The sequence below is a fragment of the Chengkuizengella axinellae genome (assembly GCF_030730905.1).
In the GTDB taxonomy this organism is placed as follows: Bacteria; Bacillota; Bacilli; order Paenibacillales; family KCTC-33759; genus Chengkuizengella; species Chengkuizengella axinellae.
In genome coordinates, this window is record NZ_JAVAMP010000001.1 from 398,341 (window position 1) to 425,019 (window position 26,679).

Genomic DNA, 26,679 nt, shown 5'->3' on the forward strand with positions numbered 1-26,679 from the left:
TTGGAAATGAATGACTATATTTTAAATGATATAATGTCAATGACATAGTGTCAATCAATTTATTAAAGGATATGTTATGAAACGATGCTTATGATTGTTATTTCATTTGAATGGTAAGAGGAGATTGCAAAATGCTAAAATGAGGGTAATAATATCAGTATGATGAGTGAATTATATTTTGAAAGATCAAATACAGGAGATGTTAATCATGACAAAGAAATTATTTTCTAATTACACTATAAAAAATGTAACTTTAAAAAATCGCATTGTAATGTCACCAATGTGTATGTATTCGTGTGTAAATGAAGATGGGAAAGTGATGGATTGGCACCTTACCCACTATACTAGCCGTGCGGTTGGACAGGTTGGTTTAATTATCGTAGAAGCTACAGCTATAGATCCTCAAGGTAGGATCTCGCCATATGATTTAGGAATATGGAATGATGAACAAATTGAAGGATTAAAACAACTAACTGAGATGACTCATGTACATGGAAGTAAGATTGGCATTCAATTAGCACATGCTGGACGCAAAGCGGAAGTAGAGGGCAACATCATTGCACCTTCATCTATCCCATTTAATGATGAAATGAGAACACCTCAAACGATGTCTCTTAATCAAATACAAGAAACGATTCAAGCTTTTCAAGAAGGTGCTCGAAGAGCTGAGGAAGCAGGGTTTGATGTAATTGAAATTCATGGTGCTCATGGTTATTTAATAAGTAGTTTTTTATCTCCATTAACTAATCAGAGGACTGACGAATATGGAGGGAGTAAAGAAAATCGTTATCGATTTTTATCTCAGGTGATAGAAGTAATAAAAGAAGAATGGGAAGGACCGCTTATCGTTCGTATTTCTGCGAATGATTATACAGCAGGTGGCAATACGCCAAGTGATTTTATTTATTATGCTAAAGAAATGAAAGAGCAGGGCGTGGATTTAGTGGATTGCAGTTCTGGAGGTATTGTTCCTGCTTCCATCGATGCTTATCCTGGGTATCAGGTGAAATATGCTGATCAAATTAGAAATGAAGGAAAGATGGCTACAGGTGCGGTAGGTTTGATCGTAAATGGATTGCAAGCTGAGGAGATTCTTAAGAATGAAAGAGCAGATCTTATATTTATAGGTCGAGAATTATTAAGAGATCCTTATTGGGCTAAAACAGCAGCGAAACAATTACGTGTTGAGATCGATAGTCCTGTGCAATATAGTAGAGCTTGGTAGGAGAATGAATGCAGCCACATGGATGATGACGGAAAGATACTTTAACTGAATTGAAAAGACAGTCACTTCCATGTGGCAATTGCAAAGTCAACTTGCTACGATAAGGTTAATTCAGTAATACGTTTATTCACATTTACATTATACAGCCCACCGTGATAACAAATCACAGTTTCAATATCAAATGTTGTAAATTTTTTTAATGATTGCAGTGCTAAATCCATATTCATTGTGTGTTCTGGATCAGGTCCCAACAACTGACCATTTTCAACAATTAAAGCATCTCCGGCAATAAGGGTTTTGCTTTGTTTATGATACAAACTAATATGTCCGGGAGTATGTCCAGGTGTATTGATCACGATTATGCCTCCGCAATAAGGCAATTCTTCTTCGTCAGTTACTATTTTGTCAACTTTTTCATTAGGTGGATTTAAGAGAATAGGTTTAAGGGAATTTCGCCATTGTTCTGGCAGCATATCTATTTTAGCCAATGCTTCTTCTGTAAGTTTTAACAACCCTTTTTCACCTTGTATGTGTGGTTTTTCCAATGCGTTTGCCAAAACTTCAATTTTTTGTGGGGACTCACTTACAAATGCAGGTAAACTTCCGATATGATCTATATCATGGTGAGTGATGATGATCTTTCTAAGAAACTCAGGTGGGATATTGTATGGATCAAATGACTTCAAAAACTGCTCTCTTTGACCAGGATACCCAGTGTCTACAAGAACAGCCATCTCTTGATCCCAAATAAGTGTAGGATGTATGAAGATAGCTTGCCCCATGATATTTGATTCGATCTCTAACATTTTAATATTACTGCTCATATGCATCAATTCCCTCCAAAAATCAATTCTATTACGTGTGCAAAAAAAGATAATGAAGTAAATAGAAAGCTTATGTATGTTCTACAGTAAGTTTACACTTTGAAATAACAATAAGTCAATAAATATTTTATTATAACATATTTTATAATAAAAGTCAATAGATTTCTCGAGACTAGTGATGGGAATATATCAATAATTTACTGATATAGTAAACTCTACTATATTTTGATGTATTTCTAGACTTTTGTGGGTGTTTGTATATAATTGGAATAATTGTGTCGTATTGAACAGGAGGGTGAATTAATGAATCAAATATATGAAAAATCAAATAAGGTTGCTTTAAGACTTACTGAAGAGAAAGATTTAGACTTTGTTGTTGAGACTGAACACAATATAGAAAATTGTTTATTCGTAAGAGCTTGGGAAAAAAGTGATCATTTAAATTTATTGTCTAACAATAATAGATTGCATTTAATTGTAGAGGAAGTAGAGGCTCATCAACCTGTAGGCCATGTAATACTTTCAGGTCATAAAGGACAAGACCATAATATTGAATTTAGAAGAATTGTCATTTCTGAAAAAGGCAAGGGATATGGAAGAGAAACTGTGAATCTAGTGAAAAAATTTGCGTTTGAAAGATTAAATGCACACAGACTTTGGTTGGATGTTAAGGAGCATAATCAACGTGCGTTTTATCTATATAAATCATTAGGATTTAAAAAAGAAGGATTGTTAAGGGAAGCGTTTTTATATGAGGGTAAATATGAGTCATTGATTATCATGTCTATTCTTGAAAACGAATATTTCTACATAAAAAAAGATATGTAAGGGATGGATGTTAGTAAAATTAGACCGATCAGCGTTTGAAGAATTAAGTAATAAGCAGTTAAGGAAAAAATGACATGGAAACCATAGTTGAAAAAACTCGATGGTGAATGCTCTACATCAGCAATATTTGTCAGCTGCTCAGAATCTATTGAATTGATTTGTAACTATATTAGAGAGAACCCAACAGAGTTTATCACGTTCAACATGCAGTAAGGCTCCCTATTTTTCAAGAGGGAGATAAAAAAACTCCCAGAAAGCAAGGTCCTCTTTATTGAATTTCATTCTTTTAAGTAATTAAATCAAGATTAGGAGGCAATTTTGAAAAAGTTAACTATACTCGTTTTTTCTATGTTGGCTATTATTATTGGAATATTAGTATATAACCCATTAGACACAGAAGTTGGAGATTATATCATTGATAAAAATGATGACAGACAACAAATTTTAGTAGCAAATGATATTGCTATAAAAGATATCGAATCTGTTTCAATTTTAGATGAGAGTTTTGATTTAATTTATTACGATATTGAGGATGAAGAATTATATAAAAATCTTCAAGTTGGAGAAAAGGTGACTGTAGTTATAAAAACAGATGAAGATGGTCATTACGTTGTTAAATATTCTGCACCTCCTCAAGCTGCAGCGAGTGAAATAATAAGACATTAGGAAAAATAATTAGAGAAGAAATGAAGGAGGGTAGAATATAATATGGGGGAAACAATACTAGGTTTTGTTATCATGCTTTTTATCTTGTTAGTGTTTGGAGTAAAAGCTCTTGAGTTAGCTTTAACGATTAGGCAAAAATTGATTAGAATGTTGCCAGTAAAACAAATCATGAATGAATCAGTGGAGCTTTTACCAGAGATTAAAGCAAATGGCGTTTATGAGGTTGTAACTCAATATTTTAAACATGCGAATCGAATCAAAAAATATAAGAGGTTTGTTACAGATGTTTTCATCAGAGAAGTTTATTATGCAACGACTCAAGAGGCGCTAAAAGAAATAAGTGTTTCAAAAATGGTATCAAGGCTTGCTAAAGAAAATAGATCAGGCTTTAAAAATTTCCAAATTGATGAAATAACCAAAATTAATGATGATCTGTTTTTAGTAGGAGTAACCAGAACATTTAGAAACAAAAACAAAAACAGAGTAAATTATATTGTTGAAAAAATAAATTCAGAGTGGAAAATTAATCATATCACTCGGCATCTAAAAGGTTTAGTTAAAGAAAAATTTATGATTAACGATAAGATTGGATATATGATTGGTAATGAAGCAATGGTTATGTTTTTTGTAGATAAGATAGATAGAGGGATAAATGAAGATGATTTTGTGTATGTGGAAGGATATTTAGAGACAAGTTATTTATATCATGGTAACTTTTTCTATCATGTAGTTCTCCTAAACCAAGTTCAATAAAAGAAATCGTAGGTCATTTTTTTCTTTGGATAAGTATTACCTAGATAATCTGTTTCCAAAAGTGGACATTTCTATACTTTATTGTCTATTTATATTTTTGTTAGTCTAGAATAAAATCAATACACAAAGGAGACTTACATTTGATATTTAATCTATTTATCCACATAGAGGTGAATATATGAAAAATTGTCCATTATGTTGGCCTATCCAACTAATTGACGATCAAAAAATAATCTTCGAAACAGAAAGAACTGTTTTTATTATGAAACCACAGGAGATTTTGATCGGTTCGGGGCTCGTTATTCCCAAAAAACATAAAGAAACTGTATTTGACTTATCTGAGGAAGAAGTTGCAGAGACGTTCTCGTTATTAAAAAAGGTTAAGTTGTATTTAGATAAAATGTATCATCCTGAAGGTTACAATGTAGGATGGAATTGTATGCCAGTAGGAGGTCAATCTATTAATCATGCCCATCTTCATGTAATTCCAAGATACAAGGATGAACCCTTAGCTTATAAAGGGATCAGAAATCACCTAAAACAAAGGGAGAATAAACGCCCCAGTCTATGAATATGAAAGGTAGTAACTCGTTTTTGAAAATTCATATTTAGGAAAGGAAGATGATGGTGATGGGATCTCAACTAAAAAGATACAGCAGTCCTTTAAAATTCATCGTTCTGATTCTAATATTTATTATTTTTGGTGGCACGATTTTTTTTATTACAAACGATGATGTTGGCGTATTAAATAATCAAACAAACGAAGATCGTATTGCACAAAATAAAAACAATGAAACGAAACAGGATGAAATAAAACAGAATGATTCAAACAATACAAACGATAGTGAATCAACCCATTCTCTATCAGGTGAAGAGCAAAATATAATAAATGATTCTAATCCGTTAGTATCATTTAATGAATTTGTACCGAATCCTGTGCCTGTCGGCAGTAAAGGGACATATAATCTTACATTTGAAATGAATGATGATGGAAGATTTTTTGTTGAAGCTGATATAGAGGTTGAAAATTTATCTGAGGATGATTGGTCAGAAATCGTGTTTTATTTTATACCAAATGTGTTTACAACAGGAAATGAGAAATATGAGGAATTATTGCAAATTTATCGTTACAGTATTGATGCCAGTGCTGACGCTAAAATAAATCATATTCATATAAATGAACAATCTACTGACTATGAATTAGAGTATGATACTTTAAGAGTATTATTAAGTGAACCTTTATTACCGAACGACAAAAGGTTAGTTAGTGTATCTTATGAGTTCAGCGTCCCTATGAATGGAATGCGATTTAAACAAGACCAAGGAAACTACCATTTGGCACAGTGGTATCCTATGTTGGCAAATTATAATTCAGGCTGGAATAAAAATGACTATTTTCCAATTCCAGAGTCATATCATACCAATTTCTCTGATTTTCATGTCTCTTTTGACATTCCAGAAGGCTTTACTATATTTAGCTCCTCGGAAAGTGACCCTTCTTCTGGTTCAACAGCAGGTGAATTCAGTGCGTTAAATGTAAAAGAAATGTTTGTTTCAGTATTGCAGAATGACATGGTTTTTCAATCAGATTATATAGAGGATATAGAAATTAGAATATCCGCCTTTTCGGAACAGTCTCAGGATGTAGATGAGGCTTTAGCAACAGCTAAGGATGCCATATCATATTTTCATAATGAAGTTGGCAACTATCCTCACAAACAATTTGACATTGTATTGGGAGAAAACTTACCGAGTATGGAATACCCCGGAATTGTAACGATTTCATCAGTAGATCCTCTTGTTCATGAAATTGCCCATCAATGGTTTTATGGCATCATTAGTAATGATCCCTTTGATGAAAGTTGGTTTGATGAAGGGTTTACGACTTTTGCAACTTCATATTATTTTTATGATTTTTGGAAATATTCTGAAGAAGAATCGTTTGATTTTCCTAATCGTCATTTAAACTCTATTTCCAAACAAGGAGTTATTGAACCTGCCAATTCTTCTGTGTTTGATAATGAGGAACAGAGATTAATTGGATTATATTATGGGTTAGCGCCGATAAAAATATGGGAGTTGCTGAAGCTAAATGGCATGCAGGATGATGCAACTACGTTTTTGAAAGCTTATTTTGATACTTATGCATATAAACAAGTGAATACTATAGAATTTGTGAGATTTGCACAATCCTATTTTCAAATGGAGGGCACTGTCTTTTTTGAGGAATGGTTAGATTTTTAAGTGTATATACCAAAGGAGGACAAATTATGTTTGATATGTTAGTTAAACTGTATGACCTTTCTGATGAAATAGTTAGCTTAGAAGAGCTGAAAAAAGAAGGGATAACTATAAAAAGAGCGTTAGCACCTGACAAATTTAACATTATTGAATACGTAAAGGATGAGTTTTATGACAATTGGGCAGGTGAGTGTGATGTAGCTTTTTCAAATAAACCTATTTCTTGTTTTATAGCAGTGAAAGATAAACAAGTGGTGGGTTTCGCCTGTTATGATGCCACAGCAAAAGGCTTTTTTGGACCAACAGGTGTGTCTGAAAATGTAAGAGGACTAGGAATTGGTAGGGCATTATTATATAAAAGTTTAATATCAATGAGAGAAGAAGGATACGGATATGCAATTATTGGAGCGGTAGATGAAGCAGCTGACTTTTATAAAAAAACAGTACATGCAGTAGAAATTGAGAATTCCTCCCCAGGGGTATATGAAAGGTTAATAAGTAACTAATAGGCTTTACTAATTAAAAATTGGTTTGACTAGTAAACATCAAGTAATTTAGGGGAGATGTTAGCGATGGACTATGTAAGTAAATTGAGAAAAGAAATAGGACATAAACCACTAATATTAACAGGTGCCTGCACGATTATTATGAATAAGGAAAATCAAATATTATTGCAGCAGCGTAAGGATGGGAGTTGGGGTTTGCCTGGAGGCCTAGCAGAACTTGGTGAATCCCTTGAGGAAACTGCCATACGGGAGGCGTTTGAAGAGACTGGTTTGACCATTACAAAGTTGAAATTTTTAAATGTATATTCAGGAAACAAGTATTACATTAAACTTGCAAATGGAGATGAGTTCTACTCTACAACTGCTGTTTATTATACTAGGAACTATAGTGGTTCCTTGATTATTGATGATGTTGAAACGATGGATTTACAGTTTTTTTCACTCGATAAATTACCTAATACTTTAAGAGCGAACTATCAACATTTTATTGAGTCTACTAAAAGAGAAATCACTACCTCATATAAAGCACCTGTATCTTGTAAGGGTGTCATTGTACATAAAGATAAAGTGTTGCTTGTGAAAAATGAAAGAAATGTCTGGGAATTGCCTGGTGGAAGAATGGAATCTGGTGAGGTGCCAGAGGAGACTGTTGTAAGAGAAATATACGAGGAACTAGGATTGAATTGTAGTGTTGAAAAAATCATTAATGCATACGATTTTGAAGTTGTTGCGTATAGACATGTTTTTATTGTTGCCTACCATTGTAAAGTACTGGGTAATTTGAGTATTCAACTTAGCGATGAACATATGGAGTGTGGTTGGTTTTCTAAAAAAGATCTAGATGTGTTGGATTTAGCTCAAGGATATAAAGACTCAATTTTAAAAGTAATTAATAAGAGTTTACATTAGTGGAGAAACAATAAGGTGGAGAGAAACATGACAAATAATAAAGTATTATTTCCTGATCCTTCAAAACATCCAGAGTGGATTCCTGCTCATAGTCCTGAATGGTATGCTCGTTTAAATCAAAATGAAGAAATCTATAAATATCCTTGGAAATCCCAGTTTGATGAACCCACAGCAGAAATGATATTTGCAAGCGTTATATCAGATTATTTGAATGAAACCTCTAAGATATTAGATGTAGGGTGTGGACATGGTGAATTCACTCATCAATTTATACCTAGAGTAAAAGAGGTAGTAGGTATAGACATACAACCGAAATTTATAAATACGGCTAACGAACTTTATAAAGATAAAGGAATTCAATTTCAGTTAGTGGATGCAAATGATAAGTTGCCTTTTCATGAAGGTGATTTTGACTTGATATATACGAAAAAGGGCCCTTGGTTGTATGAAGAAGCTAGTCGAATATTGAAACCAAATGGGATCGTGTTGGGCCTTTTTCATAGTGGTACTGATGGAGGTTTAAGAGATTTGTTCCCTGGGTTGTATGCTCCTTTGCAATTAAACCCATATGATATTGAAAAATTTGAACATAAATACAATTTGAAAAATAGCGATGGATTATCAGATTTTAAAATAGAAGTGATAGAAGAAGTTGAGTATCTATTTACCCCAGACGATGTATTGATTAAAAAATGCTTTGGACAGAACGATAGTGTGAAACGGTATGTATGGCAGCAATGTTTAAAAGGTGTAGAAAAAAAAATTGAAAACAACGCTTCAAAAAAAGGGTTGAAAGTCATTAATTACCATCATATTGTAAGTGCTAGAGTTAGATAAACTACCTAAAACAAAATGGAGTATGACTGGAGAGAAGTTTAAATGGAACAATGGGAAAAAGCTTTAGATTCTTTTTTGATAGAGTGGAGGCGTAATCCAGAAGTAACAGCAGTTATGGTGTGCGGCAGTTACGTTACTGGAAATCCGTCCCCCCGATCAGATATTGATATTCACATTATATTAGATAAAAACCTAAATTGGCGAGAAAGAGGAAACAAGATAGTTAATGGCTTTGTCATAGAATATTTTGCGAATCCACCAAAGCAAATTATTAAATATTTTGAAGAAGATTATAGAAACAAAAGAACGATGTCTATGGTTCAGTTTTTAACTGGAAAGGTTTTATTTGATCGTACTGGTATCATAGAACAATTAAAAATGGAAGCAGCTCAATGGAAAAATAAAAAATATGAAGAAATGAATGAAACATTTTTGGAAATAAAAAAGTACTCTATTTGGGATTCCTATGATAATTTACTAGATTGTTATGAACAAGATAGATCCGATTTTTTACTAGTTTACCATAATTCATTATGTCAATTATTTAGCGATTATTGCAGTTTCATAGGGTATCAACAAATACCATACTATAAAATACATTCATTTTTGACTGATCCGAAATATAAAGAAAAATATTTAACAGACCCATTTCCTGATGATCAATTTAGGAAGTTGTTTATTAAAGTGATTGAAGAGAATGTGAAAGAGCTGATGATGGAAAGATATAAGGAATTATACGGTTATGTTTTGGAAAAGATGGGTGGTTTTCATATCGATGGATGGAAAATAAAAACTAATGTGGAATGAAAAAATGCTTGAGGATATCAATCTATGAAAAATTTCTAATAAGGGAGATTGTACTATATGGAACGAAATGTTGGACATACAGTAAAAAACACAAATGAGATAAAGAACCCAAAACTCTATCTATTGTTTGTTACGGGTACCAGTGGTGCTGGGAAAACAACTTTAAAAGATTCATTACAGCATTTGAATAATGAGTTTATTAGTATACATGATTTTGATGAATGGGGGATACCAGAAGATGTGGATGAAAACTTTAGAATAAAGAGAACAGGAGAATGGATTGAATACGGAGTTAAAAATATGAAAGAGAATCATAAATCAACGGTCCTTTTTGGTCAAGTTGTGCCTCACGAAGTGATGGACTGGGTTAATCAGTATGATAACATCAATACAGCATTTGGATTTATAGACGTAGATTTAAAAGATATCGAAAACCGTTTGCATGAAAGAGGTTGGGAGCCACAGCTTATTGAGGCTAATTTAATCTGGTCTTCTCATTTGAAACGATTCACTGAAGCTCAACCTGATCATGTGATATATGAGAGTCAAGGTAAAACGAAAGAAGAAGTAGCCGCATTTTTTGAGAAATGGATTATGTATAAACTTTGCGTACGATCAAACTAAAAGATATACAAGGCAGTGTTAATTCATTTAACAGATTAACGCTTTATCTCATTACCTTAACACAAAGAATGTGGTATGATTGATTCGTTAGACTAAAATAGTTTACTGTTATTCGAAATAATAAAGAAATAAATGGGTTTGAATATATTCAGGAGTTGAAGTAGTTCATGAATAAGTTGAGCATAGGTATCTTATCATCTCATGGTGGCTCTAACATGCAAGCTGTCGTAGAAGCAATAAAAGATGGAAAATTATCAGCGGAAATTAGTGTATTAATCAGTAACAACTCTAAATCTAAAGTCATGGAACGAGCACATCAGGAGAATATTCCAAACTACCATTTAAGTCAGGCAAAGTATCCCAATCCAGAACAATTAGATAAAAACATATTAAAAACCTTACAAGATCACAATGCAGAGTACATATTACTGTTGGGTTATATGAAAAAGTTAGGCCCCTTAACATTATCCAGATATAAAAATAGAATGATCAACATCCATCCTTCATTACTTCCTAAATATGGTGGGAGGGGGATGTATGGACATCATGTACATGCTGCAGTTTTGGAAAATAAAGAAATTGAAACTGGAGTGACAATACATTTAGTAGATGAAGAATATGATACAGGAAATATCATTTCCCAGCAAAAAGTTCCTGTGTTTGAGAATGATACAGTGGAAGATTTAAGTGAACGAGTGTTAGTAACAGAGCATCAATTATTAGTAGATACTTTATGTAAAATTTGTGAGGAGGGGATTTCTTTATGGGAACATCCAGTAGGAGAAAGGTTACTTTAATAGGTATCTTATTCATTTTACTAGTTTTCTTCATCAGTATCGTAGTTTTTAATGTATTGGAAGAGGAGCCAGATTTCTTGGTAAACCCTGTATCTGCCGACAGTTATGCAATCTATAATATTGACTTTGAAATGAATGAAGAGGGCAGATTTTTTGTAGAAACTGAGATAGAGGTTGAGAATTTATCTGAGGATGACTGGTCTGATATCACATTTTATTTTATACCAAATGTGTTTACTGCAGGAAATGAGAAATATGAGGAATTAATGAATCTCTATAATTATCAATTAGAATACACTGCAGATGCTATGATTAATGATATTACTTTAAATGAGAAAATTGTTGATTATGAATTACAATACGACACTTTGAAGCTCCAACTTGAACAGCCATTAAAACCTAAAGATACAGCTACCGTTGGTATTGCTTACGAATTCAATGCTCCTGAAGGAGGATTCCGTTTAAGTGAAGATGGAGGCAACTATCATTTAGCACAATGGTACCCAATGTTGGCGAATTATGAATCTGGATGGAATAAAAATGATTATTTTCCACTCCCAGAATCCTATCATACAACCCATTCTGAATACAATGTCTCTTTTAATATTCCACAAGGATATACTATATTCAGCTCTTCAGAACAAGACATGCCTTCCAATACAACTTCAGGCGAATTTAGTGCAGAAAATATAAAAGAAATGTATATAACAATACTAAATACACATATGATCATTAAAACAGATGTAGTAGATGATATTGAAATTAGAGTGGCCGTACCACCTGAACGGTCTCATGAATTAGATGATATCATGGAAACAGCTAAGGCAGCTTTAGCATATTTCGATCAGGAAGTTCATGCTTATCCACATAAACAACTAGATATTATTTTAAACAGTCACTTTTTAAGTATGGAATACCCAGGAATTGTAACTATTTCATCCATACGATCCCTTGTACATGAAATTGCTCATCAATGGTTTTACGGTATAGTGAATAACGATCCTTTTGATGAGAGTTGGTTGGATGAAGGCTTTACGACATTTGCTACTTCGTATTTCTACTATGATTATATGGGTCAACATGAGAATGAAGCTTTTGCTTCCCCAAGAGATCGTTCGAATCAAATGAAGTTTTCATTAACTACTGAACCTGTAAATGTATCAGTGTTTGCAAATACAGAGAAAAGGTTAACAGGATTATATTATGGTGTAGCTCCTATGAAAATATGGGAATTATTGAAGGAAAATGGGATGCAAGATAATGCAACTGAATTTTTAAAAGCATATGTTGATACGTATGCATATTCACAAGTGACCACTGAAGAGTTTATTCGTTTTGCTCAGTATTATTTTAATATGGAAAGCACAGCGTTTTTTGATGATTGGTTGGAATATTCAAAGGATTAGAGATGGGTTCTGTTCAACTTACGCATATTTTTAGGAAAGGTTAGATATCAATAAAAACGCAGTTCCTGTTAGTTTAGACTACAAGAAAATAGTTGAGATTATTGACGTAGATGATGTGACAGCAACTTTTACAATTTTGGAAAGTATAAGTAGTCAATAGGGACAAAATTTCCTCTATTTTTTTTGATTTAAAAAAATCAATAAAATAAGGGAACTTTTTTCCCTTTTTTGTTAGGTACCTTATCTAATACAGACAAATATTAAATTCAACTGGATTCAACTGGATTCTACTTATTCTTGTTAATACCTATGAAAGGCGGTTATTTTCTTGATATTTCCTCAAATGGAGTTATAAACATCACCATCCCATCCGTTTCTTTAGTGACGCTATCTGGGCGATATGATGTTGACCGTGCCAAACATATCTTTGCGCAGCTACATCAAGACTCATGACCCCATGAGTCGGACTTGTCATTGCCCTTTGAAATTCGCTAGGTTCTAATGAACGAAGTAAGGCTGAAAATCGATTGTGAAGGTGTTCTAAAAGAAATAATGAACTTTCAATTGATGTGTCATAATCACTAAGTTCTGCCCACAAGTCTTCTCTGTATGAACTTGAAATAGGGTTCTCCTCAGTTAATGCTCGCTTAAATCGTATATAAGCATTCATATCGTTGTCAGCCATATGGTGAACTACTTGTTGAACAGTCCAGCCACCTGAACGATAAGGTGTTTTCAGTTGATCTAAAGTTAAGTTTTGGACAGTATGTCTAAGTGTTTTTGGTATTTCTATAATTTCTTCAATCCAAATATTGCGATGTTCGTGATTTGGATTGTGTATGGGTTCAAAAATCCCTATAGGATAACGTAAATGATCCATATATTCCTCCTGTTAAAATAATGACTACTGTTTATAGTATATCAAACATCACTTCTTCCACATTGAACACTCATTTTCCTTATTTTTTGGAAAATATGAACATTTGGTGATTAGTTTTTGAATAATTTGTTAAACTCTTATAATCCAATCCAATTAATTCCTTTAAATGTGTTTAATAGAATAAGTCACAACAACATACATTTAATACATTATCCCTCGAATTTCCTTCTTCTTTTAGTCTAACATCTAAAACTTTCTAACCCATTAGAAATAAGTTTGTGGTTTGTAGATACACCCTTTGTAGTAAGCGGTGTTGTTTCATGGAACTGGGGACAATTCAGCTTTAATGTGGATTAATAATATTCAATCATTTATAAAACATTTCTACGTGATTGCAGTAGATACTTTAGGTGCGGCAGGGAAAAGTGAACCGAATGATCAATTTTTTAAGAGCTTTGATGAAACAAAATGGATTCATGAAATCATAAATACACTTGACGTTAAAAAAGCCCATATGATCGGAGTTTCCTTTGGCGTAATATTAATGCTGAATTATGCTGTATTCATGCCTGAAATATTAAATCCTAATCCTAAAAATGCGTAGTGTGCCATTAGTACGTAATATTGCATCACAAGATATTCAAGCATTTTCACAATTTAAAGACAATGCACTATTTTTAATCGGGGACCACGATAAACTTGTATATAAACCAGATATAACTGAGTTCTATAAAGAAATTGGTTTGAATTTAAAAATTATCAAGGATGCTGGTCATAGTATTAATGGGGAGCAACCTGAACTAATCAATAAAGAAATTGTTGATTTTTTAGTAGAGAAGGAAGCACTGATTGTATAACTGTAAAATCGAGTGTTTTACTCTGGATTTTCTAGAAAATAGTATTAAAAATAAAGATGAATTAAAACTCATGAATTTGAAAGTGATTCATGAGTTTTTTTTAATCTCATATTACATAAATGGGTTGTTTTGTAGATAAGTCAATACCTTAAGGTACTGCAATTGTAAATTTCACATTATGTTATATTGAATAATTTGTTTTAAAAAACATAGCTAATAATATTGACCTCAATTGATAATAAAAAATTAATGGAATTTTGTAACGAATTTTATTTTCAATAGTCTTATAGATGTAGAAAGGGGTGAGCAAGCGGTTGAATGCTTTCGATAAAATTTACACCAATTATGTAAATGATGTCTTCAAATACTTAATGATTCTAACAAAGAATTCTGATTTGGCAGAGGAACTCACACAAGAAACTTTCTATAAAGCCTATAAAAACATTGATCATTTCCAAGGTAAAAGTAAGATGTCCGTTTGGCTTTGTCAAATAGCTAAAAATAACTACTACAGTTACCTCAAGAAAGAAAAGCGGATTAATCACTCAGATGCAATGAACAAATGATATCAGCTATTAATATTGAATCACAGTTTATCAACACTCAGAATTCTACGGCCCCGGTCATGTTTATATTAATAATGAGTGTTGTTGCTTGTATCATTGGTTTTATCATGAATAAAATCAGCAAGGTAAAGTATTCAAGAATAGGTTTTGCAGTTTGGTCTACTTTATGTGTTACTTATATTCTAATTGGTATTTTCACTGGATATTGGATTCCAGTATGGTTGCTCATCATTGCCTTCTTTTTATTTTCAGCTGTTTTTAATGAAGCATTTCGAAAATCTTCTAGCAAATAATTTTATGATTGGAGGAGTGTCTTATGAAAGCGATTGTATGTACAAAATACGGATCACCCGATGTTCTTCAGTTCAATGAGGTATCAAAACCTACTCCTAAGGACAATGAAATACTGATCAAAGTACATGCGACAACCGTAACAGCGGGGGATTGTGAAGCTAGATATTCCAAAGTCCCAATTTTTGTTTGGTTCCCCTTTCGAATCATGTTTGGTCTTTTAAAACCAAGAAAATTTCTAGGGCAAGAGTTAGCTGGAGAAATTGAAGCAGTTGGTAAAAAAGTAACAAAATTCAAAAAGGGAGACCAGGTATTTGCAGCCACCTTGATGCGTTTTGGTGCTTATGCTGAATACGTATGTTTGCCTCAATCTTATCCAGTGGTATTAAAGCTAGATAACACGACTTTATGAGGAAGCCACCACTATCCCGACAGGGGGAGCGAACGCATTGCATTTTCTTAGAAAAGCAAATCTTCAACCTAGAGAAAGGGTTCTCATTAATGGTGCGGGCGGAAGTATAGGAACTTATGCTGTTCAGATAGCTAAGTCATTTGGGGCTGAAGTGACGTGTGTTGATAGTGGGAGGAAATTAAAAACATTAATCTCTATTGGTGCAGATCATGTCATAGATTATACAAAAAAAGATTTCACTAGAAGTGGTGAGACTTATGATGTAATTATTGATGTTGTTGGAAAGAAGTGTAAAATCGCTGAAGAAAAATGGTCGTTATGTTTTAGGTAATCCAAGCCTCTCGGGAATGATTAGAGGGCTTTGGACTTCAATGACAACAGACAAGAAAGTTACTTTTGAGCTAGCTAGATATAGATCTGAAGAATTCACTTTTCTCAAAGAGCTTATAGAATCAGGTAAAATAAAATCGGTCATAGATAAATTCTATCTGTTAGAACAAACTGCTGAGGCTCATAAGTACGTTGAAACTGGACAGAAGAAGGGGAATGTTGTTATAACATTGAATCAAACTGTTATACCATCGAAGAAATAATCTAAGGAAGTTGTTTGGGGGCTGTTCTAAAAATCCCATTGAACTGCTATACCGAACATGGTAGAATAGTTCTAATTTACTTATAGAAGTAAATGGAAATCAGTTGAGATGAGTGAAGAAAAGAAAGGTGAGATGAGCGTGAGCAATACAAATGAAAAAGTAGTAAAAAATGAATTTAAAAAACAGGCTAAGCATTTTTCAAACACAGGATTAACATTAAACAACAAAGATTATCTTCATGGGTATTAGAAAGTTTAGAGTTAAACAAAGAGATGAAAGTATTAGATGTAGCGGCAGGAACGGGTATATTAAGTAGGGCTATTTCTCCATTTGTCAAAGAAGTGACTTCTATCGATGTGTCAGAAGATATGATACAGGAGGGGATAAAAGAAAACAAGAACTTAGGAATAGAGAATGTACATTTTCATATAGGGAATGTGGAGCACCTTCCTTTCACTCCAAGGGAATTTGACTTAGTATTCAGCAGATTCGCATTTCACCATTTTATAAAACCTGTTGTAATACTAGGAGAAATGGTTAGAGTTTGTAAAGAGGGTGGAAATGTCTGTGTTGTTGACATGATTTCTCCTGAAGAGGGAGTGCTGTATCAATCATATAACCACTATGAGAGATTAAGAGATCCTTCACATACTTATGCACTTAAAGCATCACATCTAATAGACATGTTTACTACTACAGAATTAAAAAATATAACTACTGAAATTATATCAGTAGATGTGAATGTTCAAAAGTGGTTAAAGTTAACTAAAACTGAACATAAAATAGGTGAAGAAATTATAGTAAAATTAAATGAAGAAATATTAAAAAATGAAAAAGTAACGGGGATGTTTCCGTTTGTAAAAGATAATGAGATGATGTTCAAGCAAAAGTGGTTAAAGATTGTTGGTTCACGTTGACAAAGGAGTGTTCTTCATTAATCTTAAGAAATTAACAGTCAAACGACAATATCTAATTGTAGTAATATCTGCATTAAGTGTAATCTTATTTTTACTTGCTTCCGAAATATATTTCAACAACAAAGAGATAAAATCTGCAAGTCATTTATGTTTTGAAAAGGGTGGTAGTCCAGTCGTTGAAACGACATTTTTAATACTTAGCGGATATTCTTTTAGTTGTAATATTTAAATGATATTAAAAAAATTTAAAAGCTTGGAATATTCATTCCAAGCTTTTTGTGTAAATCACTGGTAGATTCAACTACATCATCAAGAGATTCGATAGGAGTTTTTGTTCTATTAACGAATAACGATATAATAAATTAAGGAGATGAAGAAAATGGAATCCATTTTTAATCTAGAAGAATTACTGGAAAAATCAAAATCATCTAATCAACAATATAATGAATTTTTAAAAGTACCTTCAATGAGTGTTGGTATCTATGAGCTTAAAGCAGGTGATGTAGATACTCAAAAGCCACATACAGAGGACGAACTATATTATATTATTGAAGGTGAATCGCAAATGTTTGTAGGTGAGAAGCATTTTTCAGTTAAAGCAGGTTCATTTGTTTTTGTAGAGAAAAATGTAGAGCATCGATTTTACGATATCGAAAAAGATCTTACCATTATCGTTTTTTTCTCTCCGGCAGAATATACAAACGCATAAATAGAAAAGAGTGAGAGCATGACAGAAGTACTTCATATTTTTGATGAAGACATGAATTTGATAGGGCAGCAGCCTAGAGATGCTGTGCATAAAGAAGGATATTGGCATGAAACGTTTCATTGCTGGATCACCGTAAAAGAGGAAGGAAATACATATTTATTATTTCAAAAAAGAGCGTCATGCAAAGCTGATTACCCTAATTTACTAGATATCACTTCTGCTGGACATTTACTTGCAAATGAAACGATCAAAGATGGAATTAGGGAAGTTGAAGAGGAATTAGGATTGGCAGTAGAGTTTGAGGATCTAGTGTCCATAGGCACAATTAAAGAAGAAATAAAAACAGATGTCATTATTGATCGAGAGTTTTGTCATGTGTTTTTATATGAAACAGTAACCATGCCTGCATTTCAACTTCAGCTTGAGGAAGTGGCTAGTATTTTTAAAATAAAGCTGAATGATGTGATAGATCTTTTTGCAGGGCGTTTAAGTGAAATCAATGCAGTTGAAATAACCCCAAGTAACGAAAACATGGATCGTATCGTTCATAAAAACAGCTTCTTAAATTCTTATGGCTCCTATTATGAACATTTATTTCATTTTCTATTAAATAGAAGTTAGGTGATTGCGTTGAAATATATAAATAAAACTTCAATTTCAACCCCCTATTTTTCATCCTTAAATGAGTATATTGACAACATGAGAGAGGTAGTTTCAGCTTCAGCTGCTGCAAGTTATGTTATATGTAACGATCAAGTTGTAAATGAATGGTACAGTGGTCAACACGATTTTTCTCTTAATAGTCGGAAAGTGGATGAAAAGTCGCGGTTTAATATAGCTTCTGTTCGTAAAACATATTTAGGTTTAGTAGTAAGTGTTGCTGTTTATGAGGGGGAAATCAAAAGTATTGATGATCCTATATTAGATTATGGTTTACCACTAGCAAATCTAGACGATAACACAGATGAGGAAGTTACTATTCGTCATTTATTAACACATACTCATGGTTTAACAAATCAAGGTACAGGCGCATTTCCTGCTGGAACGGATTGGAATTACAAAAATGTTGGTGTAAACCTTCTCGTTCAAATGATACAAAATGTATACAATAAACCATTAGCACAGATTGTAAAAGAAAAAATATTTAACCCTTACGGATTTGTAGAAACGGGATGGGAACAACATCACAAAGAAGATTTAGTTTGGCTAAACGAACAATATTCTGGAGATAAGGGGAACGATCCGAATCTATTTGTTAGTACTAGAGAATTGGCTTTATGGGGTTATTTACATCTCTCAAAAGGCAATTTAAAAGGAAAGCAGAATCTACCTCCCATCATATTTGAGCAGTCTACCTCTATTGTAAGCCCGATTACTTTAAAACCTGAATCTCCACGAAATGGATTCTTCTGGTGGGTCAAGGACATTCATAGAGATAATTCAGAAATGGGGCATGAGCTGCCAGTTGGGTCGTATCAATCATTAGGAGTCACTGGATGTGCTTGTTTAGTTATTCCTCAATATAATACTGTAGCTGTAAAAATGCTGAATCAAACGGTTCCAAATCCAGCGCAATACGACTATGTGCAAGATATACAAACCTTTGGAAATATGGTTTTGGAAGGTATTAAACAAATATAGACTTATACAATACATAGTCAGAAAAGAGATTTTCAGCTTGATAAAATGGAGGATTTTGGACAATATATAGGTTGTGAAACGAGTGTTTGTTTTGAAGAAGAGTTACGAATGATTTAAACAATCTCTCTATATACATATATTAATGAAAATACAAATACAAATGAGGTTTTAAAAGAATGAATCTTCACAATGGAACACTTATTTTTGCTCATCGTGGTGCTAGCGGTACCCATCCAGAGAATACAATGACGTCCTTTGAAAAGGCTTATGAAGTTGGATCAGAAGGCATTGAATTGGATGTTCATTTAACAAAGGATGGAGAAGTTGTAGTTTTACATGATGAGAAAGTGGATCGAACCACGGACGGGACAGGGTTTGTTCAAGATAAAACAGAAAAGGAAATGAAACAACTGGATGCAGGAGTTTGGTTTTCGCAAAAATATAAAGGAGAGAAAATCCCTACTCTTCAAGAGGTTTTAGAATGGATAAGCAACAAGAGCATGAGATTAAACATTGAGCTTAAAAATGACCTTATTCCTTATAAAGGATTAGAAGAAAAGGTGATCCAAATGGTTCATAATTATGGTTTATCGGACTCAGTTATCTTATCTTCTTTTAATCATTATAGCTTAGTTAAGGTGAACCAAATTTCAGGTGAGATAAAGACTGCTGTATTAACTACAGATATTTTATATCAGCCTTGGCATTATGTGAAAAGTTTAGGTGCTTCAGCATTACACTGTTCTAGGTCATATGCTCTTTCAAATATGGTTGCAGAAGCTCAAAAGTACATACCTGTTCGAGCCTTTACGATTAATGATGAGACAGAAATGAAAGAACTGTTGGCAAAGCGTTTATCTGCGTTGATGACTGATTTTCCAGAAAGAGCAATAAAGGTAAGATCCTCTTTGTTTGAGTGAAAACCTGAAGATACAAAAAAAGTTGATGATTGTCAGCTATTTTTTGTATCTTATAACAATAAATTGTGGTCGTTTAAAAAAAATTCACTCAATTCGAAGACCAGTTATATTTGAATTTATGATATGGGTGGTAATTCATTAACAAGAAGTGAATTCGCATCATTAAGCGGAAGCATACCATCATTAAGATTAGGTAAGCCGTCAAGATTTAACACTCCTACACTATTATCAAAAACTAAACAAACATCTTTTAATGTTTTGCCACAGCAATCAGATTTATTTGCCATGTGTAATTCACCTCCATTATGAAGTTATATTATCTCTTGAATACTCACGAATACAACTAGGGAGATTAATATGGTTAGAAATATAAATGATTTTACGGAGGGGGAACATTATTACTAGAGGTAAAAGAGGGGATAGTTTTTAAGTTTATTAAAAGGTCTGACTCCAGTACATCATTGGAATCAGACCTAGGACCCTGTAAGTAAATGTTATCAGTTGTCATCCCCAAAGCTTAAAGAGAGTTTCTTTAGTGCTTTTAATGCTTTAACCTCTAAGTCCCTAATTAATTCAAGAAGTTCAACAGTTTCTTTTCTACGGAATGGGTCTTCAATCTTGTTCTTTGGTTGCATCCAAGGGAATAAATCATTTAATTGCTTGTATGCTGTTTTGATTGATTTATACACTTGAAGTGCTTTTTGGACTTCAGGGGTTTTAATTTGAGCTTGAATTTCTTCTAAGAACATAACCGCATGGTGTCGGCTTTCGTGCCATATATCTGTGTAATACCCCATATTGAAACCGAGTATTGTTCCTTTACGAACTGAATCAATCCAATGATCATATGCTCTAATTCCAGAATAATAAGTTTTCTGACCCCACATGTATTCTTCTTTTTTGTTGAGCTGCAGAACCAATTGTAGTGCCTCTTTAAATGCTCTTTCTGTTGCAACTCTTTTTGTTTTTGTTGCCCAATGAACAGATAATAACCCACCTTTTGAGAGTTCACCTAGATAAGTGCTTGGTCCTAATGACCGCTCATTACATTCAACACAAGGACAAAAATTTTGACCTAACATTTCCCATGGAATCTCACCATCTCCCTTATGAAATCCGTTTGCTTCATGCCATGAATGTGTATAATAGCCTTTATTCCCATAAGCGTATATAAGGGAGGTTTCATTCCCTAAATCTAACTCCTTAGCAAATACAGGATAATTTTTATCTATGGCATAACGAATTTTATCCCATGCTTTTTTTTGATGAGAGTTGAATTGATCATTAGATATGATCTTATGATAGCCTTCAATTTGTAAACCTAAGTTTTTTGCTAGTTTATAGAAGCTTTCTTCCGGTAATCCAACGTTTGGATTCATCATCTGTTCATCTACTACAGTAATAAATGCGTGGCCAGTCATACCAAATAACCAGGAGATGGAGCTATCTATATTGTAGTAATCTAAGCAAGATTTGATCGCTCCAATATGCGAAGCATGAATGCCTGAGAAGTGATAGTTTTGTAATGCTTTTACTTTGTTATGAGTATTAGTAGACCGTTTTTCATTTTCATTTGTTTTCATTAAAGGCTGCTCCAATGTAATCACCATTCCTTTTCATTATAATAAATGAATTAATTGCTTAATTTTATTTAAACACTCTTCCTCGTTTTCTTTTGCTGTTTCAAGATATTGAACGGCAAGTTTGATTTTATCAGGATGGCTGGGTACACCCCCTTTTGGAAGTGGAAAGAGCTCCGATATACGGGTTAATAATTTTGCAACTGTACTGTATGAGTTTGCAGTGTCCTTAAAAAGCTTAGAAACCCATATGTCATGTTTATATCGCTTAGCCTGATCGTACATAAAAAGAGCAGCATGTTTTCTAGCATTGGCATAATAAGCTGCACAAAAAGCATTTCCGAGAGGGTTTACTTTTTTATGTAGAAAAGCATTTTTCCAATGATCATATGCGGATAGTCCAGTTGCATATCCGATAAACGTCATTTCGCGATAAGCATGTTTTATGATCATTTGCAATGCACTTTTTAATGCAGTTTTAGAGTGTAGTAGAGTGTTAGCTTTGGAAAAGGATAAGATAAATAATCCCTCGGTAGTTCCTCTTCCAAGTCGTTCATATGGTATGGTTCGCGTTTTATTTCCATCTAGTGCGTATAGGACTTGATTGTGATCATCGTAACCATATATGATGCCAAAACCTACAGAGAACAAATCCCAAGCCATTAATGGATTCCCTTGTGACAGTGACTCCCGAATATGATGGATGCCTTGATTCAGCATATATGGAGAAGGGGAAACACCTCCATCACCAGTCATGGTACATGTTAAACCTAAATTATTTAAACCTTGCATAAAGACAGGTTCCCAAAAATACATGTAATGTCCATTTTTATCTATTTGTTCTGTTTCAATTGTCATTCGAAAGGCTTGACTAGTTAAACCCATTACATCAGTAAACGAATAATGATCCGTCTTAGAATGCTGCAAGATACAATAGAGTGAACAAACGAAAGTATTTTTATTTTGTTTCCAAATTAACTTTTGATTATTAGGTTGTGGTAGAATGACAACATTTTGATTTGTTTTTGTTTTCTTTCTTTCATGAATATATTCTTTCATATACAACCGGAAGCGTTCTTCTTTAACCTTAGCTCTAGATCTGGACAATATCTTGTATACATTATCTATTGTTATTCCATGTCTTTTTGCAATTTCTATTGGAAGGAAATCATTAAAATAGTGATCCATAAATATGGATTTTTCAGTTGCAGATAATTTTTCTAAGACTTCTAACATCATCAATTCAAAGTCGGTTGCTTCAACAATTTTAGAAGGGTCGTTTTCCGCATCACCCGAAATGGGTGTTTTTTTCATCATGTAGTGAATAAAACTGTCTAATTGGTCTTCGGTTCCATTATTCTCTAGTTTCATTACAGTAAAAGATTGTTCTCGTTTGTATGCAACTGTGCGTAATTTCATATATGTTTGATTTCTTACAATTGTGTACAGCCATGACTCAAATTGAGACGGATTAGAGATGGAACTTAATTGTAAAAAAGCATTGAACAAAGCTTCTTGTACAATATCTTCAGCAAGATGGATATCTTTTGTTATATTTTTAGCCCAAACAAAAGCTCGAGTGCGGTAGCGATGAACTAATTCATTAAAGGCAGATTCATCTCCATTTTTTGCAGCTTCTACTAATACTTCATTCTTTGTTTTTTTGAGCAAGTGATTAATCAAAACATCCTCTCCTACAATAGCATCTAATAATAAGATGCAGCTTCACTTCTTTTTCTGACACAAATAATATATTTTTTTAATAATTTCTTGATGAAACCTTTTATTTCCTTTACTTAATGATGAAAGTTAGGAAAATATTTATACAATAGGGAAAATTATGATAGGATATGCTAGAGTTGTATTTTGTTGAACGTAAACTTTTGGTGTTGATTTATTAGATTATCGTATTGTGGATGACGGTAATGTCATCACTGCACGTGGTGTAACTTCGGGTGTAGATCTAGATTTATGGATTACGGAACGGTTTGCTGGATCACAAATTGCAGCAGCTGTAGAAACAAGGATGTAATATGAGCGTAGAGGTATTGTGTGGCGAAACGAAAAATAAATTACAAATTTATATTCCATTAGTATAAAATAGGATGGGTATAAAAACAGTTTAAAAATTTATACAAGGAGGTGATCCATGTGGAAAAGATAGAATTTAAAAAATTTACGCCTTCGAGTGTATTTAAAACAATATTGTACATCCTGATTGTACCATCGAGTTTATTTATAATCGGCGGATTAATAGTATTGTTGGTTGGTATAGGAGTAGGAGAACCATCGATAGTAGCTGCGGCTGTTCCTATTATGCTTCTTTACCCACTTATGTTTATAGTAATCTACGGTTTGTTTGGAATGTTATATGCTGTAGTTTATAATGCATTAGCTAAAAGATTTGGTGGATTAGAAGCAATGATTGAATTAAAAGCTGTTTAAATGAAATTCACTAGAATAAGGGAACGAGTTTCCTCTATTATCCACGTTTTCTTATGTTTTCTTCATCCTCACTTTACCTTCTGCATCTTTTTGGTTATCCCATTCTACTTGGATTTCAAAAGTACCTTCTTCAAAAAAGAAGGGGAATCGTCTCTTTACTGATTTCTGTACAGGAAGTTGATCAACTTCATTCAGATTGACCCAAACAAGTCTACCTTCTGGAGGATCTTCTAACAGTTCACCTTTGAAGTCTTTTGTTAAATAGTTGAAAATCATATACCTATCTTTTGTTTCAGGATTTACATACTCATAAAGTCCCTTATATATAAGATTGCTTACTTCAAGTCCTGTTTCCTCTTTAACTTCTCTGATCGCTCCTTCTACTATACTTTCTGGAAATTCTACTTTTCCACCAGGGGGAATAAATCCTTTAAAGTTTCCGTGTTGCCTGTCAATTAATAAAACCTTATCCTCATCTTGAATCATACACATTGTCCACATTTTATAGTTTATACCCTTAATCATAAAGTTTCTCCTATTTTTATTTTCATTAATTATAATATCCTCAGTAATCAGACTTATTGAACATTTTTATCACGTTTTCATGCTGTAAGACTCCCTCTTCTTCAAGGGGGAGATAACAGCATAATTTCACCTAATAAGGTCATCTAACTTTCAGCGGGAGATATAAAAACTCCCACTGTTTTTCACTGGACTGTTAGATTACATATATCTCATAATACCATCTAAATAAAACAGAAGCTTCATATACTACGAGGAAATATGATAGGATACAATATATGACAGAAATAAGGGCGGTGGAAAAAAATGAAAATAACAAAAACAATCATTACTAATCCTTCAGAATGGGGGACATCAACATCGAATGTATTACTAGAAAGTAAAAACAATCGTTCTTTATTAGTTTTATTTCCTGGGAAAGGATATCACTGTGACAAGCCATTACTTTACTTTGCTCAAAGAGTAGGAGTAGAACAAAACTGTGATGTTCTCTCACTGGAATATGGTTTTCAGGCAGCAAGAACCGATTTTAATATTGAAGAAAGAGAGTTTCTAATAAGAGAAACATCATCAGTGATTGAACAAACGATAGCAAAAAAACAATATGAAAGAGTATATTTCATTAGTAAAAGTATTGGTACAGTAATTGCAGGAGCAATTGGAAAGCAAATGAAGGATGTAAGTCAATTCTATTTAACACCTTCCATCCATTCGATGACATTTATAAAAGATAAAGATATCGTAGTTGTAGGTTCCATTGATCCTATGTTTACACAGAAAGAAATTGATGAATTACAAAAAGTGAATTCTAATACACGAATCATAAATCAGGTGGCAAACAATTTAGAAGCAAAAGATATTAAAACTTCTTTGGACATTTTATTCAATATTACAGAAATGTATAGAGAATTTTTACATTAGACTAAGATTTAGCAAAAATGGGGCGACCAACATGAAAAGAAATGACTATTTAATGCGAATGAACAAAGTGATCGATTATATTCAACATCATCCAGATTCTGATTTATCCCTTCAAAAGCTAGCTCAGCTTGCCTCCTTCTCTCCTTTTCATTTTCATCGTATTTTTAAAGCCATTCTTAATGAGAACGTCAATGACTATGTAAAAAGATCAAGATTGGAAAGAGCTGCAAAAAAATTAATGATGAATCAGCATTTATCTGTAACAGAAGTTGCACTGGATATGGGATTCTCATCCTCTGCGGTTTTTTCTAGAGCCTTTAAAGAGTTCTTTGGAATGAGTGCAAGTGAATATAAAAAAGTATATAATCGCAAGATTTGCAAAAGAGAAAGCAGGAATTGCAAAGAAACTCCTCATGATGATCGGTATGATGATATTAGTGAAGCGGCCGCTAAACTAGTAAATGAAAATAAGAGGAGAAAAATAGAAATGAATATAGAGGTTAAAATACTGCCGAATTACTACATTGCCTATGTTCGTCATTTACAAGGTTATGAAAAAGGCATTTACAATCATGAAATCTCTGAAGCTTTTAATAAAGCAGCGAGCTGGGTAAATGCGCATCAGCTTTTTGATCAAAATACAATCTGTATGGGTGTTTTTTATGACTTTCAGGACATTACACCAAGTGAAAAACGAAGGTATGATGCTGCTTTTACTATTCCAGAACATGTTACGACTGCTTCTACAGGGATTGGTATTCAAGATATAAAAGGTGGACAATATGCTTGCAGTAGAATTGAGGTAAAGAATACGAATGAAGAAGCTTTTGAACGTGCAATAGAAGAAATGGATCGAGCTTTTGATTTTATATATGGTACATGGTTGCCTGACAGCATGTATGAGCTGGAAGATAAGCCAAATCTAGAATTTTATTTAACACCAAAGGATTCTGAAATGATTGCAATTGAAGCCTATGTTCCAGTTAAACCATTATAGAGGAC

Annotated in this window: 32 protein-coding genes and 3 pseudogenes; 29 read left to right on the top strand and 6 right to left on the bottom strand. The window is 33.2% G+C overall.

What is annotated here, in order from left to right:
• Positions 1 to 208: 208 nt before the first annotated feature.
• Positions 209 to 1,225, top strand: a complete 1,017-nt coding sequence (namA, locus tag Q5Y73_RS01980; protein WP_305990169.1) for an NADPH dehydrogenase NamA — start codon at positions 209 to 211, stop codon at positions 1,223 to 1,225.
• 95 nt (positions 1,226 to 1,320) lie between these two features.
• On the opposite strand, the gene Q5Y73_RS01985 is transcribed toward namA, so the two are convergent.
• Positions 1,321 to 2,049 carry an MBL fold metallo-hydrolase gene (locus Q5Y73_RS01985; protein ID WP_371320125.1) on the bottom strand — a complete coding sequence of 243 codons (729 nt, stop codon included), beginning with the start codon at positions 2,047 to 2,049 and terminating at the stop codon, positions 1,321 to 1,323.
• 303 nt (positions 2,050 to 2,352) lie between these two features.
• Here Q5Y73_RS01985 and Q5Y73_RS01990 point away from each other — a divergent pair, with 303 nt between their 5' ends.
• The 13 genes and pseudogenes from Q5Y73_RS01990 to Q5Y73_RS02050 all read left to right on the top strand — a co-directional run bounded on the left by Q5Y73_RS01990 (position 2,353) and on the right by Q5Y73_RS02050 (position 12,423).
• Positions 2,353 to 2,877: a GNAT family N-acetyltransferase gene (locus tag Q5Y73_RS01990; RefSeq protein ID WP_305990171.1), complete on the top strand. Its 525-nt coding sequence runs from the start codon at positions 2,353 to 2,355 to the stop codon at positions 2,875 to 2,877.
• Positions 2,878 to 3,195: 318 nt separating this feature from the next.
• On the top strand, positions 3,196 to 3,543 hold the full coding sequence (locus tag Q5Y73_RS01995; RefSeq protein ID WP_305990172.1) for a hypothetical protein: 348 nt from the start codon (positions 3,196 to 3,198) through the stop codon (positions 3,541 to 3,543).
• A 42-nt stretch (positions 3,544 to 3,585) separates the two neighbouring features.
• A complete protein-coding gene (locus Q5Y73_RS02000) occupies positions 3,586 to 4,296 on the top strand; it encodes a hypothetical protein (protein WP_305990173.1) in 711 nt (236 codons plus the stop codon).
• A gap of 178 nt (positions 4,297 to 4,474) precedes the next feature.
• Positions 4,475 to 4,867: an HIT family protein gene (locus Q5Y73_RS02005; protein ID WP_305990174.1), complete on the top strand. Its 393-nt coding sequence runs from the start codon at positions 4,475 to 4,477 to the stop codon at positions 4,865 to 4,867.
• A gap of 59 nt (positions 4,868 to 4,926) precedes the next feature.
• Complete coding sequence (locus Q5Y73_RS02010; RefSeq protein ID WP_305990175.1) at positions 4,927 to 6,540, top strand: M1 family metallopeptidase; 1,614 nt, start codon at positions 4,927 to 4,929, stop codon at positions 6,538 to 6,540.
• A gap of 26 nt (positions 6,541 to 6,566) precedes the next feature.
• Complete coding sequence (locus Q5Y73_RS02015) at positions 6,567 to 7,043, top strand: GNAT family N-acetyltransferase (protein WP_305990176.1); 477 nt, start codon at positions 6,567 to 6,569, stop codon at positions 7,041 to 7,043.
• Between the two features lie 66 nt (positions 7,044 to 7,109).
• Positions 7,110 to 7,532 (top strand): annotated as a pseudogene (locus tag Q5Y73_RS02020) (NUDIX hydrolase); the annotation flags it as partial.
• A 60-nt stretch (positions 7,533 to 7,592) separates the two neighbouring features.
• A complete protein-coding gene (locus Q5Y73_RS02025; RefSeq protein ID WP_305990844.1) occupies positions 7,593 to 7,952 on the top strand; it encodes an NUDIX hydrolase in 360 nt (119 codons plus the stop codon).
• A 27-nt stretch (positions 7,953 to 7,979) separates the two neighbouring features.
• Positions 7,980 to 8,789, top strand: coding sequence for a class I SAM-dependent methyltransferase (locus Q5Y73_RS02030; RefSeq protein ID WP_305990177.1), 810 nt, complete (start codon positions 7,980 to 7,982; stop codon positions 8,787 to 8,789).
• Between the two features lie 42 nt (positions 8,790 to 8,831).
• Positions 8,832 to 9,596 (top strand): nucleotidyltransferase domain-containing protein, encoded by a 765-nt coding sequence (locus tag Q5Y73_RS02035; RefSeq protein WP_305990178.1) that lies wholly within the window; start codon positions 8,832 to 8,834, stop codon positions 9,594 to 9,596.
• A 57-nt stretch (positions 9,597 to 9,653) separates the two neighbouring features.
• The gene (locus tag Q5Y73_RS02040; RefSeq protein WP_305990179.1) at positions 9,654 to 10,220 is read left to right on the top strand and encodes an AAA family ATPase; all 567 of its coding nucleotides are present in this window, start codon (positions 9,654 to 9,656) and stop codon (positions 10,218 to 10,220) included.
• Positions 10,221 to 10,387: 167 nt separating this feature from the next.
• The gene (gene purN, locus Q5Y73_RS02045; RefSeq protein ID WP_305990180.1) at positions 10,388 to 11,017 is read left to right on the top strand and encodes a phosphoribosylglycinamide formyltransferase; all 630 of its coding nucleotides are present in this window, start codon (positions 10,388 to 10,390) and stop codon (positions 11,015 to 11,017) included.
• Positions 10,984 to 12,423 (top strand): M1 family metallopeptidase, encoded by a 1,440-nt coding sequence (locus tag Q5Y73_RS02050; RefSeq protein ID WP_305990181.1) that lies wholly within the window; start codon positions 10,984 to 10,986, stop codon positions 12,421 to 12,423. The genes purN and Q5Y73_RS02050 overlap by 34 nt, the downstream gene beginning before the upstream one ends.
• Positions 12,424 to 12,781: 358 nt before the next feature.
• Here Q5Y73_RS02050 and Q5Y73_RS02055 read toward each other — a convergent pair whose 3' ends face one another.
• Complete coding sequence (locus tag Q5Y73_RS02055) at positions 12,782 to 13,303, bottom strand: YfiT family bacillithiol transferase (protein ID WP_305990182.1); 522 nt, start codon at positions 13,301 to 13,303, stop codon at positions 12,782 to 12,784.
• A gap of 310 nt (positions 13,304 to 13,613) precedes the next feature.
• Between Q5Y73_RS02055 and Q5Y73_RS02060 the strand changes: the two genes are divergently transcribed.
• From Q5Y73_RS02060 to Q5Y73_RS02105, 11 genes and pseudogenes are all read left to right on the top strand, one after another.
• Positions 13,614 to 13,907 carry an alpha/beta fold hydrolase gene (locus Q5Y73_RS02060; protein WP_305990183.1) on the top strand — a complete coding sequence of 98 codons (294 nt, stop codon included), beginning with the start codon at positions 13,614 to 13,616 and terminating at the stop codon, positions 13,905 to 13,907.
• 1 nt (position 13,908) lies between these two features.
• Positions 13,909 to 14,160, top strand: a complete 252-nt coding sequence (locus Q5Y73_RS02065) for an alpha/beta fold hydrolase (protein ID WP_305990184.1) — start codon at positions 13,909 to 13,911, stop codon at positions 14,158 to 14,160.
• Positions 14,161 to 14,462: 302 nt separating this feature from the next.
• Positions 14,463 to 14,726 (top strand): sigma-70 family RNA polymerase sigma factor, encoded by a 264-nt coding sequence (locus Q5Y73_RS24760; protein ID WP_371320126.1) that lies wholly within the window; start codon positions 14,463 to 14,465, stop codon positions 14,724 to 14,726.
• Positions 14,723 to 15,019 carry a hypothetical protein gene (locus Q5Y73_RS02070; protein WP_305990185.1) on the top strand — a complete coding sequence of 99 codons (297 nt, stop codon included), beginning with the start codon at positions 14,723 to 14,725 and terminating at the stop codon, positions 15,017 to 15,019. Before Q5Y73_RS24760 ends, Q5Y73_RS02070 begins: the two co-directional genes overlap by 4 nt.
• 23 nt (positions 15,020 to 15,042) lie before the next feature.
• Positions 15,043 to 16,022 (top strand): annotated as a pseudogene (locus tag Q5Y73_RS02075) (NAD(P)-dependent alcohol dehydrogenase).
• 108 nt (positions 16,023 to 16,130) lie between these two features.
• Positions 16,131 to 16,271 (top strand): hypothetical protein, encoded by a 141-nt coding sequence (locus tag Q5Y73_RS02080; RefSeq protein WP_305990186.1) that lies wholly within the window; start codon positions 16,131 to 16,133, stop codon positions 16,269 to 16,271.
• Positions 16,238 to 16,939 carry a class I SAM-dependent methyltransferase gene (locus tag Q5Y73_RS02085; protein ID WP_305990845.1) on the top strand — a complete coding sequence of 234 codons (702 nt, stop codon included), beginning with the start codon at positions 16,238 to 16,240 and terminating at the stop codon, positions 16,937 to 16,939. The genes Q5Y73_RS02080 and Q5Y73_RS02085 overlap by 34 nt, the downstream gene beginning before the upstream one ends.
• A gap of 379 nt (positions 16,940 to 17,318) precedes the next feature.
• On the top strand, positions 17,319 to 17,648 hold the full coding sequence (locus Q5Y73_RS02090) for a cupin domain-containing protein (RefSeq protein ID WP_305990187.1): 330 nt from the start codon (positions 17,319 to 17,321) through the stop codon (positions 17,646 to 17,648).
• A gap of 18 nt (positions 17,649 to 17,666) precedes the next feature.
• On the top strand, positions 17,667 to 18,269 hold the full coding sequence (locus Q5Y73_RS02095) for an NUDIX hydrolase (protein WP_305990188.1): 603 nt from the start codon (positions 17,667 to 17,669) through the stop codon (positions 18,267 to 18,269).
• 9 nt (positions 18,270 to 18,278) lie between these two features.
• Entirely contained in the window at positions 18,279 to 19,289 is a 1,011-nt protein-coding gene (locus Q5Y73_RS02100; protein ID WP_305990189.1) for a serine hydrolase domain-containing protein, read from the top strand.
• Positions 19,290 to 19,465: 176 nt separating this feature from the next.
• Positions 19,466 to 20,209: a glycerophosphodiester phosphodiesterase gene (locus Q5Y73_RS02105; RefSeq protein WP_305990190.1), complete on the top strand. Its 744-nt coding sequence runs from the start codon at positions 19,466 to 19,468 to the stop codon at positions 20,207 to 20,209.
• A gap of 116 nt (positions 20,210 to 20,325) precedes the next feature.
• Here Q5Y73_RS02105 and Q5Y73_RS02110 read toward each other — a convergent pair whose 3' ends face one another.
• The 3 genes from Q5Y73_RS02110 to Q5Y73_RS02120 all read right to left on the bottom strand — a co-directional run bounded on the left by Q5Y73_RS02110 (position 20,326) and on the right by Q5Y73_RS02120 (position 23,472).
• Positions 20,326 to 20,496: a hypothetical protein gene (locus Q5Y73_RS02110; RefSeq protein ID WP_305990191.1), complete on the bottom strand. Its 171-nt coding sequence runs from the start codon at positions 20,494 to 20,496 to the stop codon at positions 20,326 to 20,328.
• Positions 20,497 to 20,706: 210 nt separating this feature from the next.
• A complete protein-coding gene (locus tag Q5Y73_RS02115; protein WP_305990192.1) occupies positions 20,707 to 21,792 on the bottom strand; it encodes a hypothetical protein in 1,086 nt (361 codons plus the stop codon).
• Between the two features lie 36 nt (positions 21,793 to 21,828).
• On the bottom strand, positions 21,829 to 23,472 hold the full coding sequence (locus tag Q5Y73_RS02120; RefSeq protein ID WP_305990193.1) for an RNA polymerase sigma factor: 1,644 nt from the start codon (positions 23,470 to 23,472) through the stop codon (positions 21,829 to 21,831).
• Between the two features lie 199 nt (positions 23,473 to 23,671).
• On the opposite strand from Q5Y73_RS02120, the pseudogene Q5Y73_RS02125 reads away from it, so the two are divergent.
• A pseudogene (locus tag Q5Y73_RS02125) lies at positions 23,672 to 23,821 on the top strand (DJ-1/PfpI family protein); the annotation flags it as partial.
• Positions 23,822 to 23,940: 119 nt separating this feature from the next.
• Positions 23,941 to 24,234, top strand: a complete 294-nt coding sequence (locus tag Q5Y73_RS02130; RefSeq protein ID WP_305990194.1) for a hypothetical protein — start codon at positions 23,941 to 23,943, stop codon at positions 24,232 to 24,234.
• Between the two features lie 51 nt (positions 24,235 to 24,285).
• Here Q5Y73_RS02130 and Q5Y73_RS02135 read toward each other — a convergent pair whose 3' ends face one another.
• Positions 24,286 to 24,759, bottom strand: coding sequence for an 8-oxo-dGTP diphosphatase (locus Q5Y73_RS02135; RefSeq protein ID WP_305990195.1), 474 nt, complete (start codon positions 24,757 to 24,759; stop codon positions 24,286 to 24,288).
• 303 nt (positions 24,760 to 25,062) lie between these two features.
• Between Q5Y73_RS02135 and Q5Y73_RS02140 the strand changes: the two genes are divergently transcribed.
• The gene (locus tag Q5Y73_RS02140) at positions 25,063 to 25,677 is read left to right on the top strand and encodes a hypothetical protein (protein WP_305990196.1); all 615 of its coding nucleotides are present in this window, start codon (positions 25,063 to 25,065) and stop codon (positions 25,675 to 25,677) included.
• 31 nt (positions 25,678 to 25,708) lie between these two features.
• Complete coding sequence (locus Q5Y73_RS02145) at positions 25,709 to 26,674, top strand: AraC family transcriptional regulator (RefSeq protein WP_305990197.1); 966 nt, start codon at positions 25,709 to 25,711, stop codon at positions 26,672 to 26,674.
• The last annotated feature ends 5 nt before the right edge of the window (positions 26,675 to 26,679 follow it).

What these genes read in the sequence shown, in the direction of transcription:
- namA (WP_305990169.1), top strand. Translation starts at nt 209, where the DNA reads ATGACAAAGAAATTATTTTCTAATTACACTATAAAAAATGTAACTTTA.
- Q5Y73_RS01985 (WP_371320125.1), bottom strand. Translation starts at nt 2,049, where the DNA reads ATGAGCAGTAATATTAAAATGTTAGAGATCGAATCAAATATCATGGGG.
- Q5Y73_RS01990 (WP_305990171.1), top strand. Translation starts at nt 2,353, where the DNA reads ATGAATCAAATATATGAAAAATCAAATAAGGTTGCTTTAAGACTTACT.
- Q5Y73_RS02000 (WP_305990173.1), top strand. Translation starts at nt 3,586, where the DNA reads ATGGGGGAAACAATACTAGGTTTTGTTATCATGCTTTTTATCTTGTTA.
- Q5Y73_RS02005 (WP_305990174.1), top strand. Translation starts at nt 4,475, where the DNA reads ATGAAAAATTGTCCATTATGTTGGCCTATCCAACTAATTGACGATCAA.
- Q5Y73_RS02010 (WP_305990175.1), top strand. Translation starts at nt 4,927, where the DNA reads ATGGGATCTCAACTAAAAAGATACAGCAGTCCTTTAAAATTCATCGTT.
- Q5Y73_RS02015 (WP_305990176.1), top strand. Translation starts at nt 6,567, where the DNA reads ATGTTTGATATGTTAGTTAAACTGTATGACCTTTCTGATGAAATAGTT.
- Q5Y73_RS02030 (WP_305990177.1), top strand. Translation starts at nt 7,980, where the DNA reads ATGACAAATAATAAAGTATTATTTCCTGATCCTTCAAAACATCCAGAG.
- Q5Y73_RS02035 (WP_305990178.1), top strand. Translation starts at nt 8,832, where the DNA reads ATGGAACAATGGGAAAAAGCTTTAGATTCTTTTTTGATAGAGTGGAGG.
- Q5Y73_RS02040 (WP_305990179.1), top strand. Translation starts at nt 9,654, where the DNA reads ATGGAACGAAATGTTGGACATACAGTAAAAAACACAAATGAGATAAAG.
- purN (WP_305990180.1), top strand. Translation starts at nt 10,388, where the DNA reads ATGAATAAGTTGAGCATAGGTATCTTATCATCTCATGGTGGCTCTAAC.
- Q5Y73_RS02050 (WP_305990181.1), top strand. Translation starts at nt 10,984, where the DNA reads ATGGGAACATCCAGTAGGAGAAAGGTTACTTTAATAGGTATCTTATTC.
- Q5Y73_RS02055 (WP_305990182.1), bottom strand. Translation starts at nt 13,303, where the DNA reads ATGGATCATTTACGTTATCCTATAGGGATTTTTGAACCCATACACAAT.
- Q5Y73_RS02070 (WP_305990185.1), top strand. Translation starts at nt 14,723, where the DNA reads ATGATATCAGCTATTAATATTGAATCACAGTTTATCAACACTCAGAAT.
- Q5Y73_RS02080 (WP_305990186.1), top strand. Translation starts at nt 16,131, where the DNA reads ATGAGTGAAGAAAAGAAAGGTGAGATGAGCGTGAGCAATACAAATGAA.
- Q5Y73_RS02090 (WP_305990187.1), top strand. Translation starts at nt 17,319, where the DNA reads ATGGAATCCATTTTTAATCTAGAAGAATTACTGGAAAAATCAAAATCA.
- Q5Y73_RS02095 (WP_305990188.1), top strand. Translation starts at nt 17,667, where the DNA reads ATGACAGAAGTACTTCATATTTTTGATGAAGACATGAATTTGATAGGG.
- Q5Y73_RS02105 (WP_305990190.1), top strand. Translation starts at nt 19,466, where the DNA reads ATGAATCTTCACAATGGAACACTTATTTTTGCTCATCGTGGTGCTAGC.
- Q5Y73_RS02110 (WP_305990191.1), bottom strand. Translation starts at nt 20,496, where the DNA reads ATGGCAAATAAATCTGATTGCTGTGGCAAAACATTAAAAGATGTTTGT.
- Q5Y73_RS02115 (WP_305990192.1), bottom strand. Translation starts at nt 21,792, where the DNA reads ATGAAAACAAATGAAAATGAAAAACGGTCTACTAATACTCATAACAAA.
- Q5Y73_RS02135 (WP_305990195.1), bottom strand. Translation starts at nt 24,759, where the DNA reads ATGATTAAGGGTATAAACTATAAAATGTGGACAATGTGTATGATTCAA.
- Q5Y73_RS02140 (WP_305990196.1), top strand. Translation starts at nt 25,063, where the DNA reads ATGAAAATAACAAAAACAATCATTACTAATCCTTCAGAATGGGGGACA.
- Q5Y73_RS02145 (WP_305990197.1), top strand. Translation starts at nt 25,709, where the DNA reads ATGAAAAGAAATGACTATTTAATGCGAATGAACAAAGTGATCGATTAT.